The 17,512-nt window shown below is 74.1% G+C and carries 19 protein-coding genes; all 19 read left to right on the top strand.

From position 1 onward, the window contains the following. Positions 1-3 precede the first annotated feature (3 nt). The gene (gene rpoZ / locus NL142_RS09355) at positions 4-273 is read left to right on the top strand and encodes a DNA-directed RNA polymerase subunit omega (protein WP_012038467.1); all 270 of its coding nucleotides are present in this window, start codon (positions 4-6) and stop codon (positions 271-273) included. Positions 274-351: 78 nt separating this feature from the next. After that, complete coding sequence (coaBC, locus tag NL142_RS09350; RefSeq protein WP_435079013.1) at positions 352-1,566, top strand: bifunctional phosphopantothenoylcysteine decarboxylase/phosphopantothenate--cysteine ligase CoaBC; 1,215 nt, start codon at positions 352-354, stop codon at positions 1,564-1,566. Positions 1,567-1,604: 38 nt separating this feature from the next. Beyond that, positions 1,605-2,816, top strand: coding sequence for a methionine adenosyltransferase (metK, locus tag NL142_RS09345; protein WP_012038465.1), 1,212 nt, complete (start codon positions 1,605-1,607; stop codon positions 2,814-2,816). A gap of 42 nt (positions 2,817-2,858) precedes the next feature. Next, positions 2,859-4,961, top strand: coding sequence for a primosomal protein N' (locus tag NL142_RS09340; protein ID WP_435079010.1), 2,103 nt, complete (start codon positions 2,859-2,861; stop codon positions 4,959-4,961). 91 nt (positions 4,962-5,052) lie between these two features. After that, on the top strand, positions 5,053-5,970 hold the full coding sequence (gene fmt / locus NL142_RS09335) for a methionyl-tRNA formyltransferase (RefSeq protein ID WP_435079008.1): 918 nt from the start codon (positions 5,053-5,055) through the stop codon (positions 5,968-5,970). Continuing rightward, entirely contained in the window at positions 5,967-7,469 is a 1,503-nt protein-coding gene (locus NL142_RS09330; protein WP_435079006.1) for an RsmB/NOP family class I SAM-dependent RNA methyltransferase, read from the top strand. Before fmt ends, NL142_RS09330 begins: the two co-directional genes overlap by 4 nt. A gap of 10 nt (positions 7,470-7,479) precedes the next feature. Further along, entirely contained in the window at positions 7,480-8,148 is a 669-nt protein-coding gene (rpe, locus tag NL142_RS09325; protein ID WP_435079004.1) for a ribulose-phosphate 3-epimerase, read from the top strand. 34 nt (positions 8,149-8,182) lie between these two features. Then, entirely contained in the window at positions 8,183-8,551 is a 369-nt protein-coding gene (locus NL142_RS09320) for an FKBP-type peptidyl-prolyl cis-trans isomerase (RefSeq protein ID WP_012038460.1), read from the top strand. 109 nt (positions 8,552-8,660) lie between these two features. Further along, a complete protein-coding gene (locus NL142_RS09315; RefSeq protein ID WP_012038459.1) occupies positions 8,661-8,924 on the top strand; it encodes a phosphoribosyl-ATP diphosphatase in 264 nt (87 codons plus the stop codon). A 49-nt stretch (positions 8,925-8,973) separates the two neighbouring features. Next, the gene (gene hisG / locus NL142_RS09310) at positions 8,974-9,813 is read left to right on the top strand and encodes an ATP phosphoribosyltransferase (protein WP_194682450.1); all 840 of its coding nucleotides are present in this window, start codon (positions 8,974-8,976) and stop codon (positions 9,811-9,813) included. Positions 9,814-9,815: 2 nt separating this feature from the next. Then, positions 9,816-10,607, top strand: coding sequence for an imidazole glycerol phosphate synthase subunit HisF (gene hisF, locus NL142_RS09305; protein ID WP_435079000.1), 792 nt, complete (start codon positions 9,816-9,818; stop codon positions 10,605-10,607). Then, on the top strand, positions 10,604-11,002 hold the full coding sequence (gene hisI / locus NL142_RS09300) for a phosphoribosyl-AMP cyclohydrolase (RefSeq protein ID WP_435078998.1): 399 nt from the start codon (positions 10,604-10,606) through the stop codon (positions 11,000-11,002). Before hisF ends, hisI begins: the two co-directional genes overlap by 4 nt. Then, positions 10,999-12,558, top strand: coding sequence for an anthranilate synthase component I (locus NL142_RS09295; RefSeq protein WP_435078996.1), 1,560 nt, complete (start codon positions 10,999-11,001; stop codon positions 12,556-12,558). The genes hisI and NL142_RS09295 overlap by 4 nt, the downstream gene beginning before the upstream one ends. Beyond that, the gene (locus NL142_RS09290) at positions 12,558-13,196 is read left to right on the top strand and encodes a Trp biosynthesis-associated membrane protein (protein ID WP_435078994.1); all 639 of its coding nucleotides are present in this window, start codon (positions 12,558-12,560) and stop codon (positions 13,194-13,196) included. The genes NL142_RS09295 and NL142_RS09290 overlap by 1 nt, the downstream gene beginning before the upstream one ends. A gap of 104 nt (positions 13,197-13,300) precedes the next feature. Beyond that, positions 13,301-13,543 carry a DUF6704 family protein gene (locus tag NL142_RS09285; RefSeq protein WP_012299337.1) on the top strand — a complete coding sequence of 81 codons (243 nt, stop codon included), beginning with the start codon at positions 13,301-13,303 and terminating at the stop codon, positions 13,541-13,543. After that, positions 13,544-14,320, top strand: coding sequence for an indole-3-glycerol phosphate synthase TrpC (gene trpC, locus NL142_RS09280; RefSeq protein WP_435078991.1), 777 nt, complete (start codon positions 13,544-13,546; stop codon positions 14,318-14,320). It begins immediately after the preceding gene. Beyond that, positions 14,317-15,531, top strand: coding sequence for a tryptophan synthase subunit beta (trpB, locus tag NL142_RS09275; RefSeq protein ID WP_194682455.1), 1,215 nt, complete (start codon positions 14,317-14,319; stop codon positions 15,529-15,531). The genes trpC and trpB overlap by 4 nt, the downstream gene beginning before the upstream one ends. Continuing rightward, positions 15,528-16,340 carry a tryptophan synthase subunit alpha gene (trpA, locus tag NL142_RS09270; protein ID WP_043586633.1) on the top strand — a complete coding sequence of 271 codons (813 nt, stop codon included), beginning with the start codon at positions 15,528-15,530 and terminating at the stop codon, positions 16,338-16,340. Before trpB ends, trpA begins: the two co-directional genes overlap by 4 nt. Positions 16,341-16,411: 71 nt before the next feature. Then, positions 16,412-17,434 (top strand): prolipoprotein diacylglyceryl transferase, encoded by a 1,023-nt coding sequence (lgt, locus tag NL142_RS09265; RefSeq protein ID WP_194682456.1) that lies wholly within the window; start codon positions 16,412-16,414, stop codon positions 17,432-17,434. Positions 17,435-17,512: the final 78 nt, after the last annotated feature.

Here is a 17,512-nt window from a genome sequence, read left to right as displayed (position 1 = left end):
TCCATGGTTGACAAGACCCAGGGCATCATCGACCCGCCCATCGACGAGCTCCTCTCGAAGGTCGACTCGAAGTACGCGCTCGTGATCTTCGCCTCCAAGCGGGCCCGCCAGATCAACGACTACTACGCCGACCTGCACGAGGGCAGCCTGTTCGACAACGTCGGACCGCTCGTCGACAGCACCATCGACGACAAGCCCCTCTCGGTCGCCATGCACGAGATCAACGAGGACAAGCTCGTCGCCACGCCCATCGTGGAGCCCGCGGCCTCCTAGCCGCCCGCCGTCCCGGATGCCCCGCGCCGACCGCACGCCGCACGCCGTTCCCGCCCACGGGCCCAGGAGCGCCGCCGCGTGATGGTCGTCGTGGGGATCACGGGCGGCATCGCGGCCTACAAGGCCGTCGGCGTGGTCCGGGGCCTCGTGCTGCTCGGCCACGACGTGCACGTCGTGCCCACCGAGGCGGCGCTCCGCTTCGTCGGGAAGCCCACGCTCGAGGCCGTCAGCCGGAACCCGGTGACGAGCGACCTCTACGACGGCGTCTCCGAGGTCCGCCACGTGGCGCTCGGCCAGAAGGCCGACCTCATCGTCGTCGCCCCCGCCACCGCGCACACGCTCGCCACGATGGCGCTCGGCCTGTCGGACGACCTGCTCGGCACCACGATCCTCGCCAGCCGCGCGCCCCTCGTCGTCGCCCCCGCGATGCACACCGAGATGTGGCAGCACCCGGCGACCCAGGCCAACGCGGCCCTCCTGCGCTCCCGCGGCGCCACCCTGGTCGGCCCCACGTCGGGCCGCCTCACGGGCACGGACTCCGGGCCCGGCCGCATGGCCGAGGTGGAGGACGTCATCGCCGCGGCCCTCGCCGCCGTCCGTCCGGGCGGTCGCGACCTCGAGGGCCGCCGCGTCCTCGTCTCCGCGGGCGGCACGCGCGAGCCGCTGGATCCCGTGCGCTTCCTCGGCAACCGCTCCTCAGGTCGGCAGGGCATCGCGCTGGCCGTCGCCGCGCGCGACCGAGGCGCCGACGTCGTGCTCGTCGCCGCGCACCTCGAGGTGCCCGCGCCCGCCGGCGTCCGCGTGGTGCCCGTCTCGACCGCGCTCGAGCTGTCGGACGCGATGCTCCGCGAGGCGGACGGCGCCGACGTGGTGATCATGGCCGCGGCCGTCGCCGACTACCGGCCGGTGGCCGTGTCCGCGGGCAAGATCACGAAGGAGGAGGCGGGCGACGCGCTCTCCGTCGAGCTCGTGCGGAACCCCGACGTCCTGCAGCGGCTCGCGTCCGACGCGTCCGTGCCGCGCGCCGACGGCACCCGCCGACTGGTCGTGGGCTTCGCGGCGGAGACCGAGGAGGACCCGGCCGAGCGGCTCAGGATCGGCCGCGCGAAGCTCGCGCGGAAGGGCTGCGACTTGCTCGTCCTCAACAGGGTCGGGTGGTCCGAGGGGTTCGCCACGGAGGGCAACACGATCACGGTGCTCGGGAGGTCCGGCGATACACTTGCCGAGGCCTCCGGCTCCAAGGAGCAGGTCGCCCATCGAATTCTCGACGTAGTGGGCGCGCCGACGCAGTAGCGAACGGCGCGCGACCACGCGATCCCCTGGAGGCACCCGTGACCGACCTGCGCCTGTTCACCTCCGAGTCCGTCACCGAGGGTCACCCCGACAAGATCTGCGACCAGATCTCGGACAGCATCCTCGACGCGCTCCTCACGCAGGACCCGACGAGCCGCGCGGCCGTCGAGACGCTCGTCACCACGGGGCTCGTGCACGTCGCCGGCGAGGTCACCACGAGCGGCTACGTCGACATCCCGCAGATCGTGCGCGACCGCATCCGGGACATCGGCTACGACTCCTCCGAGGTCGGCTTCGACGGCAGCAACTGCGGCGTCACGGTGTCCATCGGCGCGCAGTCGCCCGACATCGCGCAGGGCGTCGACCGCTCGTACGAGTCGCGCTCGGGATCCGCGTCCACCGACGCGCACGACCTGCAGGGCGCAGGCGACCAGGGCCTCATGTTCGGCTACGCGTCGCGCGACACCCCCGTCTTCATGCCCCTGCCCATCTACCTCGCGCACCGCCTCGCCGAGCGCCTCGCGGCAGTCCGCCACTCGGGCGAGCTCGCGTACCTGCGGCCCGACGGCAAGACGCAGGTCACCATCGGCTACGAGGGGCTCGTGCCGCGCACGGTCGACACTGTCGTGCTCTCGACGCAGCACGGCCCGCAGGTCTCCCAGGAGGACCTCCGCCGCGAGGTCGAGGAGCACGTGATCCGCCCGGTGCTCGCCGCCGCGGCCGAGATCGGCATCGAGCTCGACTCGCGCGACGCGACGCTGCTCATCAACCCCACCGGCAAGTTCGAGATCGGCGGGCCCAAGGGCGACGCAGGGCTCACCGGACGCAAGATCATCGTCGACACCTACGGGGGATTCAGCCGGCACGGCGGCGGCGCGTTCAGCGGCAAGGACCCGTCGAAGGTCGACCGCAGCGCCGCGTACGCCATGCGCTGGGTGGCCAAGAACGCGGTCGCCGCGGGCCTCGCCGACCGCCTCGAGGTGCAGGTCGCCTACGCCATCGGCAAGGCCGCGCCCGTGGGCCTCTACGTCGAGACCTTCGGCACGGCGCACGTGCCCGAGGAGCGCATCGTGCGCGCCATCCGCGAGACCTTCGACCTGCGTCCCGCCGCCATCGTCGAGCGGCTCGACCTGCTCCGTCCCATCTACGCGCAGACCGCCGCATACGGGCACTTCGGTCGCGAGCTGCCGGACTTCACCTGGGAGGCGCTCGACCGTGTCGCCGACCTGCAGAGCGCCGCGGGCCTCTGACGCGCCCCGCCGCCGGGCTCCCGGCATGACCGGGAGGGTCGGGTGACCGCGGGGGAGGCCGAGCGCGGATCCGCGACACCCGCCGCCGAGGCGGGCACGCGCCCGCCCGTCGTGCGGGTGATGGTCGACTCGCCGCTGCCGCAGCTGGACCGGCTCTTCGACTACGCCGTGCCCGAGGAGCTCCGCGCCACGTGCGTGCCCGGTGTCCGGGTGCGCGTGCCGCTGCGGTCCGCGGGCAGGGTGGCCGACGGCTACGTCGTCGAGGTCGGCGACGGCGGGGGCTACGACGGCGCGCTCAGCGAGGTGGAGCAGGTCGTGTCGCCGCTGCCCGTGCTGCGCCCGGAGATCTGGACGCTCGCGCGGGAGGTCGCCGACCGGCAGGCCGGGACCGCGTCCGACGTGATCCGCCTGGCCGTGCCGCCGCGGCAGGTGCGCGTGGAGAAGGCGCACCTCCAGGCGGTGGCGGCGGCCGACGCGGATGCCGACGGCGCCGCTGGGTCGTCCGCACAGGCGGACGCCACCGCCGCGGACGCCCCGCCGGCGGTAACCTCCCCGGCGGAGACCCCGCCCGCGGACCTCCCGCTCATCGACGGCTACGCGCCCGGCACGCTCGACGCGGCGGTCGACGGCACAGGTCGCGTGGCCGTCGACGCCATCCCCGAGGTCGTCGAGCTGCCCGGCGGCATCTGGGCCGGCCGCTGGTCCGTCACGCTCGCGCAGGCCGCGGCGCGCGTGCTCGCGTCGGGACGCAGCAGCGTCCTCGTGGTGCCCGACTACCGCGACCAGGACCAGCTGGAGGCCGCCCTCGCCGCGCACGCGCCCGTCGGCTCCGTGCTGCGCACCGACGCGCGCCAGTCCGGCCCCGACCGCTACCGCTCCTTCCTCGCGGGCCTGGGCGACGCGCCCCGCATCGTCGTCGGGAACCGCTCGGCCGTCTACGCGCCCGCGCCGCGCCTCGGCCTCGTCGCGATGTGGGACGAGGGGGACCCGCTGCACGCCGAGCCGCTCAGCCCGTACGCCCACGCGCGCGACGTCGCCCTCCTGCGCAGCCGTCAGCAGGGCACTGCGCTCGTGCTGCTCGCGCACTCCCGGAGCACGGAGGTCGAGCGCCTCGTCGCGATCGGCTACCTCACGAGCGTCTCGCCCGCGGCCACCCGGACCCCGCGGGTGATCCCGACCACGTCGCAGACGGGCGACGAGGGCTTCGCCCGGCAGGCCAGGATCCCGTCGGGCGCATGGCGCGCGGCGAAGGACGCCGTCGAGCACGGGCCGGTCCTCATCCAGGTCGCGCGCCCCGGCTACGCGCCGCTCGTCGCGTGCCGCGCCTGCCGCCAGGCCGCCCGCTGCACCGTCTGCACGGGTCCGCTCGGCATGTCGACCGCCACGAGCACGCCCACCTGCGGCTGGTGCGGGCACCTCGCGGGCGACTGGCGCTGCGCCAACTGCGGATCCGACGAGCTGCGCCTCGTCACCATCGGCGCGGGCCGCACGGCGGAGGAGCTCGGCCGCGCGTTCCCCGGCGTGCAGGTGGTGCTGGCGGACGGCGAGCGCCACGTGCAGGAGGTCGACGCCGAGTCGCGGCTCGTCGTCGCCACGCGCGGGGCCGAGCCCGTCGCAGCGGGTGGATACCGCGCGATCCTGCTGCTCGACGGGGAGCGGATGCTCGCGCGCGAGAGCCTCCGGGTGGGGGAGGACGTGCTCCGCCAGTGGTCCAACGCCGCGGCCCTCGCGGCTCCGCGCGCGCCCGTGATGCTCGTGGGCGTCGGCGGCCAGGTCGCGCGCGCCCTCGCCACCTGGCAGCAGGCGAGGTACGCCCGCGAGGAGCTGCTCGAGCGCCGCGCCCTGCGCTTCCCGCCCGCCGTGCGCGCCGCGAGCGTCGAGGGGCTCCCTGATGCGGTCGGCCAGGCGGTCGAGCGGCTCGACGGGATCGAGGGGATAGACGTCCTCGGCCCGGTGCCCACCGAGCAGGGTCGGGTCCGCGCCATCGTCCGGCTCGACTACGCCAGCGGCCCGGACGCGGCGCGCGAGCTCCGCGCCGCCGTCGTGAAGAACGCCTCCAGCCGCCGCAAGCCCGTCGCGGGCCGCACCGGGTTCCGGCCCACGGTCCCGCTCCGTGTACGGTTCGACGACACGGGGCTGTTCTGATGCGCGTCCGTCGAGCCGACCGCGCATCCGGCCCGACAGCTCGTCCCGCATCCACCGCTCGCCCCGCACGCCGTCCCCGGGAGGGAACCGCATGAGACTCGTCTTCGCCGGCACGCCCCGAGCGGCCGTGCCGTCGCTCGTCCGCCTGCACGCCTCGGGCCACGAGGTCGCGCTCGTCGTCACGCGGGCCGACGCGCCCACCGGCCGCAAGCGCCTGCTGACGCCGTCGCCCGTCGCCCGGGAGGCCGAGGGGCTCGGCATCCCCACGCTCCGCACCAACCGGCTGGACGAGGAGGCGACCGCCCGCATCGCCGCGGTCGGGGCCGACCTCGGGGTGATCGTCGCCTACGGCGGCCTCGTGCGGGAGCCGCTGCTGTCCACACCCGCGCACGGCTGGATCAACCTGCACTTCTCCCTCCTGCCCCGGTGGCGGGGAGCGGCGCCCGTGCAGCGCTCGATCATGGCGGGCGAGACCGTCACGGGCGCCAGCGTCTTCCGACTGGAGCGGGGCATGGACACCGGTCCCGTGTTCGCCGTGGAGGAGCGGCCCACGGGCGCGCACGAGACCGCGGGGGACGTGCTGCACGCGCTCGCGATGCAGGGCGCCGACCTCCTCGTGCGCACGGTCGACGGGATCGCCGCGGGCAGCGCCGTCGCGCGTCCCCAGGAGGGCGAGCCGACGCTCGCGCCCAAGACCACCATCGCCGACGGCCGGATCGACTGGGCGCGCCCGGCGGATGCCGTGCTCGCGCAGATCCGCGGCGTGACGCCGGAGCCCGGCGCGTTCACCTCCGTGGACGACGTGCGCGTCAAGGTCCACCGTGCAGCCGAGCTGCGCGACGCCGCCCCGCTCGAACCCGGGCGCATCGAGTCCGTCGGCGGCGCCGTGATGGTCGGCACCACCAGCCATCCCGTCGAGCTCATCCAGGTGCAGCCCGCGGGGAAGAAGCCCATGCCCGCCGCCGACTGGTGGCGCGGCGTCACGACGAGGGACATCACCGCACGATGAGCGACAGCACCGGATCCCCCGCCCGTCGACCGGACGGCCGCCGTCCCACGGGAGGCGCGCGCCGCGCCGCCGACCGCGGGTCCCGCCCCGCCGACGACCGGTCGGCGGTCGGCGGCCCCGCCTCCGTCAGCCCGGCCCGCCGGGTCGCCTACGAGGTCGTGAGCGCGGTCCGCGAGTCGGACGCGTACGCGAACCTGCTGCTGCCGGTCAGGATCCGCCGCGCCGCCCTCAGCGCCCAGGACGCGGCGCTCGCCACCGAGCTCGCCTACGGCACCCTGCGCATGTCCGGCTACTACGACCGCGTGATCGAGCTGGCGGCCGGCCGCCCCGTCGCGGCGATCGACGCGCCGATCCTGGACGTCCTCCGCCTCTCGGTCCACCAGCTCCTCAGCATGCGCGTCGCCACCCACGCCGCCGTCAACGAGGGCGTCGACATGGCGCGCGCGGTCGGATCCCGGTCCGCCACGGGCTTCGTCAACGGCGTCCTCCGCACCATCACCCGCTCGGAGCCCGCCGAGTGGCGGCAGCGCGTGCTCGACAGCGCCGCGAGCGACGACGAGCGGCTCGCCCTCGAGCACTCCCACCCGCTCTGGGTGCTGCGCGCCCTGCGCCAGGCGCTCGCCCGCGAGGGCCGCGCCGACGAGCTCGAGGACCTGCTCCGCGCCGACAACGCGGCGCCCGCCGTGAGCCTCGTCGCGCTCCCGGGCCTCGCCACCGTCGAGGAGGTCGGCGAGCAGCCGGCCGCCTTCTCTCCCGTCGGCGCCTACCTCGAGGGCGGCGATCCCATGGACGCGCCCGGCGTCGCCGAGGGCCGCGTCCGCGTGCAGGACGAGGGATCCCAGCTCGCCGCGCTCGCCCTCAGCCGCGCACGACCCGTCACGCCCGGCGAGCGCTGGCTCGACCTCTGCGCGGGTCCCGGCGGCAAGGCCGCGCTGCTCGCCGCCGAGGCCGGTCGCTCCGGTGCCCTGCTCACCGCCAACGAGCTCGTCCCCGCCCGCGCCGGGCTCGTCCGCGACGCCCTCCGCGCCGTCCCGGGCGACACCGAGGTGTGGGAGGCCGACGGCACGACCGTGGGGGATGAGCACCCGGGCGCCTTCGACCGGATCCTCCTCGACGCGCCCTGCAGCGGCCTCGGCGCCCTCCGCCGCCGACCCGAGGCGCGTTGGCGCAAGACCCCGCGCGACGTCGCGGGCCTCGGCGCCCTGCAGACGGGGCTCATCGACTCGGCGATCGGCGCGCTCGCGCCCGGCGGGATCCTCGCCTACGTCACGTGCTCGCCGCACCTCGCCGAGACGCGCGCCATCGTGCAGGCCGCGCTCCAGCGCCACCCCGACGTGACCGCGCTCGACACGCGCGCCGTGCTCCAGGAGGTGGCCGACGGCGACCTCGAGCTGCCGGAGGCCGACCCCGACGCCGGGACCCGCGGATCCAGCGTGCAGCTCTGGCCGCACCGCCACGGCACCGACGCCATGTTCATCGCCCTGCTGACCCGCCGGTAGGGTCGGGACCATGCCCGTCCGCATCGAACCGAGCATCCTGTCCGCCGACTTCGCGAACCTGGAGCGCGAGATCCAGCGCCTCGCCACCGCCGACCTCGTGCACGTCGACATCATGGACAACCACTTCGTGCCGAACCTCACCTTCGGCCTGCCGATGGTCGAGCGCCTCCAGCAGGTGACCCCGGTCCCGCTCGACATCCACCTGATGATCGACGACGTCGACCGCTGGGCCCCCGGCTACGCGGAGGCGGGCGCCGCGAGCGTCACGTTCCACGCCGAGGCCACGCGCGAGCCCGTCGCGCTCGCCCGGCGGCTGCGCGAGATCGGCGCGCGCGCCGGCATAGCGCTGAAGCCCGGCACGCCCGTCGACGACTACCTCGAGCTACTGCACGAGTTCGACCAGGTGCTCGTCATGACGGTGGAGCCCGGCTTCGGCGGCCAGTCCTTCATGCCCGAGACCATGCCGAAGCTCCGCGCCCTCCGCTCGCGCCTCCGCGAGTCCGGCCACGACGTGTGGCTCCAGGTCGACGGCGGCATCGACGTCGAGACCATCGGCCGCGCGGCCGAGGCCGGCGCGGACACGTTCGTCTCCGGATCCGGCGTCTTCCGCGGCGGCGACCCCGAGTCGGCCATCGCGGAGCTGCGCCGGGCCGCCGAGGCGCACACGCACGCGCACTGACGGAAGGCGCACGCGGATCTGCTTGACTGGATCCATGACCGACACCACCAAGCCCGAGGTCGAGCCCGTCGACGGCCCGGCCCCCGCAGAGCTGACCATCTCCGACATCACCGTGGGCGACGGCCCCGAGGCCCAGCCCGGCGACACCGTCGACGTGCACTACCTCGGCGTCGACTTCGAGTCCGGCGAGGAGTTCGACTCCTCCTGGAGCCGCGGCCAGTCCGTGCGCTTCCCCCTCCGCAGCCTCATCGCCGGCTGGCAGCAGGGCATCCCGGGCATGAAGGTCGGCGGACGCCGCCAGCTCGTCGTCCCGCCTGAGCTCGCCTACGGCCCCGCGGGCGGCGGCCACCGCCTCTCCGGCCGCACGCTGATCTTCGTGATCGACCTGCAGGGCGTCGGCTAGCACGCGTCCTCCGCACGACCAGCACCACCACCGGGAGGCCGGGAGCATCGCGCTCCCGGCCTCCCGTCGTCGTGCCGGGCGCCCGTCGTGCGGCTGTACCCTGGAGCACGTGAAGACCTTCGATGACCTGTTCGGCGAGCTGACCCGCATCGCCGCCGAGCGGCCCGAGGGGTCCGGCACCGTCCGCGAGCTCGACGGCGGCGTGCACGCGATCGGCAAGAAGGTCGTCGAGGAGGCCGCCGAGGTCTGGATGGCGGCCGAGCACGAGTCCGACGACCGCGCCGCCGAGGAGATCTCGCAGCTGCTGTACCACGTGCAGGTCATGATGATCGCGCGCGGCCTCACCCTGGAGGACGTCGGCCGACATCTGTGACGCGCATCCGTCACCTGAGTCGTCCCCTCCATCGGAAGAAGTGATCCCCATGCTCCGTGTCGCCGTGCCCAACAAGGGCTCGCTCTCAGAGACCGCCGCCCAGATGCTCGCCGAGGCCGGGTACGCCGGCCGGCGTGACCCCAAGGAGCTCTACGTCCTCGACGCGCGCAACGACGTCGAGTTCTTCTACCTCCGCCCGCGCGACATCGCGACCTACGTCGGATCCGGCGCGCTCGACGTCGGCATCACCGGCCGCGACCTCCTCATCGACTCCGCCTCGGACGCCTCCGAGACCGCGGAGCTCGGCTTCGCGGGATCCACGTTCCGCTTCGCCGGCCCGGTCGGGCGCTTCGCCGACCTGGCCGACCTCGCCGGGGTCCGCATCGCCACCAGCTACCCCGTCCTCGTGGGCGGCTTCCTCCGCGAGCACGGCGTCGAGGCCCAGCTCATCCGCCTCGACGGCGCGGTCGAGTCCGCCATCCAGCTGGGCGTCGCCGACGCCATCGCCGACGTGGTCGAGACCGGCACCACGCTGCGGAAGGCCGGGCTCGAGATCTTCGGCCCCGTGATCCTCCGCTCCACCGCCGTCCTCATCTCGGGCTCCGAGGAGAAGCCGGGCGCGTCCACGCTGCTCCGCCGCCTCGAGGGCGTGCTCGTCGCGCGCCGCTACGTGCTCATGGACTACGACGTGCCGCTGTCGCTCCTGGACGCCGCCACGGCCATCACGCCGGGCATCGAGTCGCCCACCATCTCGCCGCTGCAGGATCCCGCGTGGGTCGCCGTGCGCTCGATGGTGCCGCGCGACGACACGAACCAGATCATGGACCGCCTGCACGAGGTCGGCGCCCGCGCCATCCTGGTCAGCCCGATCCACGCCGCCCGGATCTGAGCATGGCCGCCTCCGCCACGCCCGGCCCGGCCGCGCAGCTCGCCGTCCGCGTGATCCCGTGCCTCGACGTGGCCGCCGGTCGCGTCGTCAAGGGCGTCAACTTCCTCGACCTGCAGGACGCGGGCGATCCCGTCGAGCTCGCGCGCCTCTACTACGAGCAGGGAGCCGACGAGCTCACGTTCCTCGACGTCACGGCCACGGTCGAGGACCGGTCGACGATGTACGACGTCGTGAGCGCCACCGCCGAGCAGGTCTTCATCCCGCTGACGGTCGGCGGGGGAGTGCGCAGCGCCGACGACGTGGCGCGGCTGCTCGCGAGCGGCGCCGACAAGATCGGCGTCAACAGCGCGGCCATCGCGCGTCCCGACCTCGTCGGCGAGATCGCCGACCGCTTCGGCGCGCAGGTGTGCGTGCTCTCGCTCGACGTCACGCGCGGCGACACGGCGTCCGGCTTCGTCGTCACCACGCACGGCGGCCGCACGCGCACGACGATCGACGCCGTCGAGTGGGCCCGCGAGGCCGTCGAGCGCGGCGCGGGCGAGCTGCTCGTCAACTCCATCGACGCCGACGGCACGCGCGACGGCTTCGACCTCGAGCTCGTGGCCGCGATGCGCGCCGCCAGCCGCGTGCCCGTCATCGCCTCGGGCGGTGCGGGCGAGCTCGACCACTTCGCGCCCGCGATCGAGGCCGGCGCCGACGCCGTGCTCGCCGCGAGCGTCTTCCACTCCCGGCGGTTCACGATCGGCGACGTCAAGGGCGCCCTCGCGGACGCCGGTCAGGTGGTCCGACGATGAGCGCAGCAGCGGCCTCCCCCGACGTGGACGGCGTCCTCGCGCGCGCGTCCTTCGCCGACGACGGGCTGCTCCCTGCCGTGATCCAGCAGCACGACACGCGCGAGGTGCTCATGCTCGGCTACATGGACCGCGAGGCCCTGCGCCGCACGCTCACCACCGGACGCGTCACCTTCTGGTCCCGGTCCCGCCGCGAGTACTGGCGGAAGGGCGACACCTCCGGGCACGGCCAGTACGTGCGCGACGCGGCCCTCGACTGCGACGGCGACACGGTCCTCATCCAGGTCGACCAGGTAGGAGTGGCCTGCCACACCGGCACGCGCACCTGCTTCGACGCCGACCACCTCCACCCCGTCACGGGCGCGCGCCCCGCCGCCGACGAAGGGCCCACCCCATGAGCGAGTCCCCGCGCCCCACCGCGCCGTCCGTCCCCGCACCCGGCACCACCACGCGGGATTCGTTCCGCGCCCTCGCGGCCGACCACCGCGTGATCCCGGTGCTGCGGGAGGTCTTCGCCGACGGCGAGACGCCCGTGGGCGTCCACCGCAAGCTCACGGCGGGCCGCCCCGGCAGCTTCCTGCTCGAGTCGGCCGGCCAGGGCGGCATCTGGACCCGCTTCTCGTTCGTCGGCGTCTCGTCCTTCGGCGTGCTCACCCAGGAGGGCGACTCCGCGCGCTGGCTCGACTACGGCATGGACGCGCGCCGCGCCCTCGGCGACGACGCGCCCGACGGCCCGCTCGCCGCCCTCGCCGCGCTCTACGCACGCTGGGAGACGCCGCGGATCCCGGGCCTGCCGCCCCTCACCGGGGGCCTCGTCGGCTTCATCGGCTGGGAGGCCGTGCGCCAGATCGAGCGCCTGCTCGACCGCCCGCCGGCGGAGGTGCCCGTGCCGGGCCAGGCGCTCAGCTTCGTCTCGGAGCTCGCGGTGCTCGACCACCGCCGCGGCACCGTCACGCTCGTCGCCACAGCGCTCAACGACGGCGTCGACGGCGAGGACGCCATGTGGGCCGACGCGCAGGCGCGCCTCGACCGCATGCAGGCCGACCTCGCGCGCCCGTCGGAGACGTTCCTCGCCGAGGTCGACCTCCAGGCCCAGCCGTCGGCGACGCTCCGGACCGAGCCCGCCGACTTCCACGAGGCGATCGCGCGCAGCAAGCACCACATCCACGAGGGCGACGTCTTCCAGGTCGTCGTCTCGCAGCGCTTCGACCAGCCGACCACGGCCGACCCGATCGACGTCTACCGCATCCTCCGCGTGCTCAACCCGAGCCCGTACATGTACCTCCTCACGCTCGAGGACGCGGACGGCAAGCCGTACTCGATCGTCGGCTCGTCGCCCGAGGCCCTCGTCACGGTCACCGACGACCACGTGTACATGCACCCCATCGCCGGATCCCGCCCGCGCGGCGCGACCGTGGAGGAGGACGTCGCCCACGAGGAGTCGCTGCTCGCCGACCCGAAGGAGCGCGCCGAGCACCTCATGCTGGTGGACCTCGCGCGCAACGACATGCTGAAGGCCTGCGCCCCGGGATCCGTCGAGGTCACCGAGTTCATGCGCGTCGAGCGGTTCAGCCACATCATGCACCTCGTCAGCTCGGTCGAGGGCACGCTGCGGCCCGGCGTCTCGAGCATCGACGTCTTCCGCGCCACCTTCCCGGCCGGCACTCTCTCGGGTGCGCCCAAGCCGCGCGCGCTGCAGATCATCGACGAGCTCGAGCCCGCCCAGCGCGGCGTCTACGGGGGAGTGGTGGGCTACTTCGACTTCGCGGGCGACGCCGACCTCGCCATCGCGATCCGGACGGCCACCATCGTCGACGGCATCGCGCACGTGCAGGCAGGCGGCGGCATGGTCGCCGACTCGGACCCGGACGCGGAGTACCTCGAGTCGCAGAACAAGGCCGCCGCCCCGCTGCGCGCCGTGGCCGTCGCCGAGGCCATGCGGCGCGTGCGCTGATGCGCGTCACCCGCCGCACGAAGTCCCTCGCCCTCCTGCTCGTCCTCGCGACGAGCGCGGCCACGTTCCTGGGATGGTCGCAGGACTGGTCCACGCTCCGCATCGGCGGCCAGGCGCCGACGCTCGTGCCCGTGGCGGGCAGCGTCGCCGCCCCCGCGCTCAGCGCCCTCGCGCTCTCCAGCCTCGCCCTCGCCGGCGCGCTCGCCATAGCCGGCCGCGTGCTCCGCGTGGTGCTCGGGATCCTGCAGGCGCTCATCGGCGCGACGGTGGCGCTCACGGCGTTCGCCGCGACCGCGGGGCCCGTCCAGGCAGGCGAGGCCGCGGTCACGACCGTCACGGGCGTCGCGGGCTCATCGGCCGTTGCGGAGCTCGTCGACGGGTGGACCACGACCCCCTGGGGTCCGGTCACGCTGGTCGCGGGCATCGCGTCCGCGCTCACGGGCCTCCTCGTCGCGATCACCGGACCGCGCTGGCCCACCCGCCGGTCCCGGTACGACGCGCCCGACCAGTCGCCCGCCCGCCGGATCGTCCCGCGCGAGGATCCCGTGGCGGCATGGGACAGCCTGAGCGGCGGCGCGGATCCCACCCGCCGCGAGTCCGGCGACCCCGACGACACCCCGACCGGCGGGACCTCGTGAGGGTCGGCTGACGGCCCCATCCGACCCTCCCCAAGCCGACGGCCGCCCGGACGCCGCCGGGTAGACTCGATCCGTCCCCATCGCACGATCCCCGAGGAGCACGCATGTCCACAGAGTCCGCAGAACCCGGCCACGGCAACTCGCCGGCGGCCTGGACGGCTGTCGTCATCATGCTCGTCGCGTTCACCGTCGGCACCATCGCCTTCTGGTTCGCCATCGAGCCCGTCGTGTGGGCCTCGGCCGTCCTCGCGATCCTCGGCTGGATCACCGGCGGCGTCATGAAGAAGATGGGCTTCGGGGTCGGCGGGCACCGCACGGTCTCCACGCACTCGAAGGCGCACTCCTAGATGCTGGGCGACCTCCTCGCCGGCGCCCTCGAGGACGCGGCCGCACGCCGCGAGACCCGTCCCCTCGCCCAGGTCGAGGCCGACGCGCTCGCGCGTCCCGCCGCCCTCGACGCGCTCAGCGCCCTCGCACCCGCCGACCGCGTGAAGATCATCGCCGAGGTCAAGCGCTCGAGCCCGTCGCGCGGCGCCCTCGCCGAGATCCCGGATCCCGCGCTCCTCGCGTCCCGCTACGAGACCGGCGGCGCCAGCGCCATCAGCGTCCTCACCGAGGGCCGCAAGTTCCGCGGATCCCTCCAGGACCTCGAGCAGGTGCGCGACACCGTCTCCATCCCGGTGCTCCGCAAGGACTTCATCGGCGAGCCGTACCAGGTGCTCGAGGCCCGCGCGTCCGGCGCCGACCTCGTCCTCCTCATCGTCGCCGCGCTCGACCAGAAGACGCTCGTCGAGCTGCACGCGCTCGTGGGCGAGCTCGGCATGACCGCGCTCGTCGAGACCCACTCCGCGGATGAGGTGTCCCGCGCGCTCGACCTCGGCGCGCAGGTCGTCGGCGTCAACGCCCGCAACCTCACCACGTTCGAGCTCGACCGCGACCTCTTCGGCCGCCTGGCCGACTCCATCCCCGCGGGCGTCGTCCGCATCGCCGAGTCCGCGGTGAAGACCGCGGACGACGTGGCGCACTACCGCCGCTCGGGCGCCGACGTCGTCCTGGTGGGCGAGGCGCTCGTCACAGGTGATCCCGTCCGCACGCTGGGCGAGTTCCTGGACATCCGCTCATGACGGACCTGCGCAGCGCGACCGGCCCGTACTTCGGCGACTTCGGCGGGCGATACGTCCCCGAGTCCCTCGTCGCCGCCCTCGACGAGCTGGCCGAGGCGTGGGAGGAGCTCAAGGTCGACCCCGCCTTCATCGCGGAGCTGAAGGAGCTGCACCGCAGCTACACCGGACGCCCGTCGCTCATCACGGAGGTGCCCCGGTTCGCCGAGCACGCGGGCGGCGCCCGCATCATCCTCAAGCGCGAGGACCTGAACCACACCGGCTCGCACAAGATCAACAACGTGCTGGGCCAGGCCCTGCTCACCAAGAAGATCGGCAAGAAGCGCATCATCGCGGAGACGGGGGCGGGCCAGCACGGCGTCGCCACCGCCACCGCGGCCGCGCTCTTCGGCCTCGACTGCGTCATCTACATGGGCGAGGTCGACACCGAGCGCCAGGCGCTGAACGTGGCGCGGATGCGCCTGCTCGGCGCCGAGGTCATCCCGGTCCGCTCGGGCTCGCGCACGCTCAAGGACGCCATCAACGACGCCATGCGCGACTGGGTCACGAACGTCGAGACCACGAACTACGTCTTCGGCACGGTCGCGGGCCCGCACCCGTTCCCGGCCATGGTCCGCGACCTCCAGAAGGTCATCGGCGAGGAGGCCCGCGAGCAGGTCCTCGCGCTCACCGGACGCCTGCCCGACGCCGTGGCCGCATGCGTCGGCGGCGGATCCAACGCCATCGGCATCTTCCACGCCTTCCTCGACGACGCCGACGTCGCGCTCTACGGCTTCGAGGCCGGCGGCGACGGCGCGGACACCCCGCGCACCGCCGCCACCATCACCAAGGGCCGCCCCGGCATGCTGCACGGCGCGCGCAGCTACCTCCTGCAGGACGAGGACGGCCAGACCATCGACTCGCACTCGATCTCCGCGGGCCTCGACTACCCGGGCGTGGGCCCGGAGCACTCCTGGCTGTCGGACCTCGGCCGCGCGTCGTACCGTCCCGTCACGGACGACCAGGCCATGAGCGCTCTGCGCCTGCTCAGCCGCACCGAGGGCATCATCCCCGCCATCGAGTCCGCGCACGCCCTCGCCGGCGCGCTCGAGCTCGGCAAGGAGCTCGGCCCGGAGTCGATCATCCTGATCAACCTCAGCGGCCGCGGCGACAAGGACATGGAGACCGCGGGCAAGTACTTCGACCTCATCGACGCCGGGGCGGAGCAGTCGTGACCGCTCACGCGGCACCGCCCGCGGTCAGCCCCGTCGAGCGGGCCATCGCGGTCCGCCGCGAGCAGGGATCGGGCGCCCTCGTGGGGTACCTCCCCGTCGGCTTCCCCGACCTCGCCACGAGCATCGAGGCGGCCGTCGCGCTCGTCGAGAACGGCGTCGACGTCATCGAGCTCGGCCTGCCGTACAGCGACCCCGTCATGGACGGCCCGGTCATCCAGCGCGCGACGCAGACGGCGCTTGCGCAGGGCTTCCGCCTCCGCGACGGCTTCGACGCGCTGCACGCGATCACCCAGCGCGTCGACGCGCCCGTGCTCCTCATGACCTACTGGAACCCGGTCGTGCAGTACGGCGTCGAGCGCTTCGCGGACGACATCGTCGCCGCGGGCGGCGCCGGCCTCATCACGCCCGACCTCATCCCGGACGAGGGCGCCGACTGGCTGGCCGCGTCCGAGCGCACGGGCCTCGACCGCGTGTTCCTCGCGGCCCCGTCGTCCAGCGAGGCGCGGCTGCACCAGGCGGTCGAGCGCAGCCGCGGGTTCGTCTACGCGGTCTCGACCATGGGCATCACGGGCGCGCGCCAGGACGTCGACCAGGCCGCGCGCGGACTGGTCTCGCGCCTGCGCGACGCCGGCTCCACGAGCGCCTGCGTGGGCATCGGCATCTCCACCGGCGACCAGGTGCGCGAGGTGCTCGACTACGCCGACGGCGCCATCGTCGGATCCGCCCTCGTCGCGGCCCTCGCCGACGGCGGCGTGCCCGGCGTCGCCCGCGCCGCGGCCGATCTCGCGCGGGGAACCGCGCTACAGTAGCCCCCGGCCCGCGGTCCCGCCGCGCCCGCCGACCCCCCTGCGAAAGTGAGCGCCATCCGTTGTTCGACCCGATGAGCATCCCCAGCCCGGATCCGTCCGACACCCGGTTCGACGTCACGGCGTGGCTCCAGGGCTTCGGCATCGACCTGCCGCTCACCTTCGTCATCCACGCGTACGCCGTGTGCATCCTCGTCGGCATCCTCATCGCCGCGTTCCTCACCAACCGCCGCCTGGTGGCGCGGGGCGTGGAGTCGGGCACCGTCATCGACTTCACGCTGTGCGCGCTCGTCCTCGGCATCGTCGGCGCCCGCGCGTTCCACGTGCTCACCCACCCCGGCGACTACTTCTACGAAGGCGCGAACCTCTGGCGCGTGCTCTACGTGTGGGAGGGCGGCATCGCCATCTTCGGCGCCCTCATCGGCGGCGCTGTGGGCGTGTGGCTCGGCTCCAAGTGGACGGGCGTCCGCTTCTGGACCTTCGCCGACGCGCTCGCCCCCGGCCTCCTCCTCGCGCAGGCCGCGGGCCGCATGGGCAACTACTTCAACCAGGAGCTGTTCGGCACGCCGACGACGCTGCCCTGGGGCCTCGAGGTAGACCCGACGAACGCCGCGTTCCCGGCCGGGCTGCCCGCGGGCACGCTCTTCCACCCCACGTTCCTCTACGAGATCGTGTGGAACGTCGCCGGCGCGCTCGTCATCATGGCGCTGGGTCGCGCCGTCCGCCTGCAGTGGGGCCGCGGGCTCGCCGTCTACCTCATGTGGTACGGCCTCGGGCGCATGGTCTTCGAGTCGATCCGCATCGACCCGAGCGAGATCTTCTTCGGCATCCGCACCAACGTGTGGGCCGCCTTCCTCGCGGTCGCCCTCGGCCTCGTCCTCTTCATCGTGCAGACGAGGCGTCACGTCGGCAGCGAGCCGAGCCCGTACCTGCCGGGCCGCACCCCGGAGGACGTAAGCGCCCGTGCGAAGGCGGGCCGCGACGGCGAGGTAGCATCGGTGTACACGGATTCGGATTTCGCCGACGTCGACGACGATCGGGCATCCACCGGTTCGGACTCCCACGCTCTCCCCGCCACAAGCGGACGCGGCGCCTAGTCCCCAGCGCGGGCACCCCCGCGGTCACCGCCTCCTCTCTCTTCCCGCGAGGCGGTCCCCACCACAGGGCCAGCGACG

The sequence above is a fragment of the Clavibacter quasicaliforniensis genome, assembly GCF_051201715.1.
GTDB classification, from domain to species: Bacteria; Actinomycetota; Actinomycetes; order Actinomycetales; family Microbacteriaceae; genus Clavibacter; species Clavibacter seminis.
This window is presented reverse-complemented; position numbering and strand designations above follow the sequence as displayed.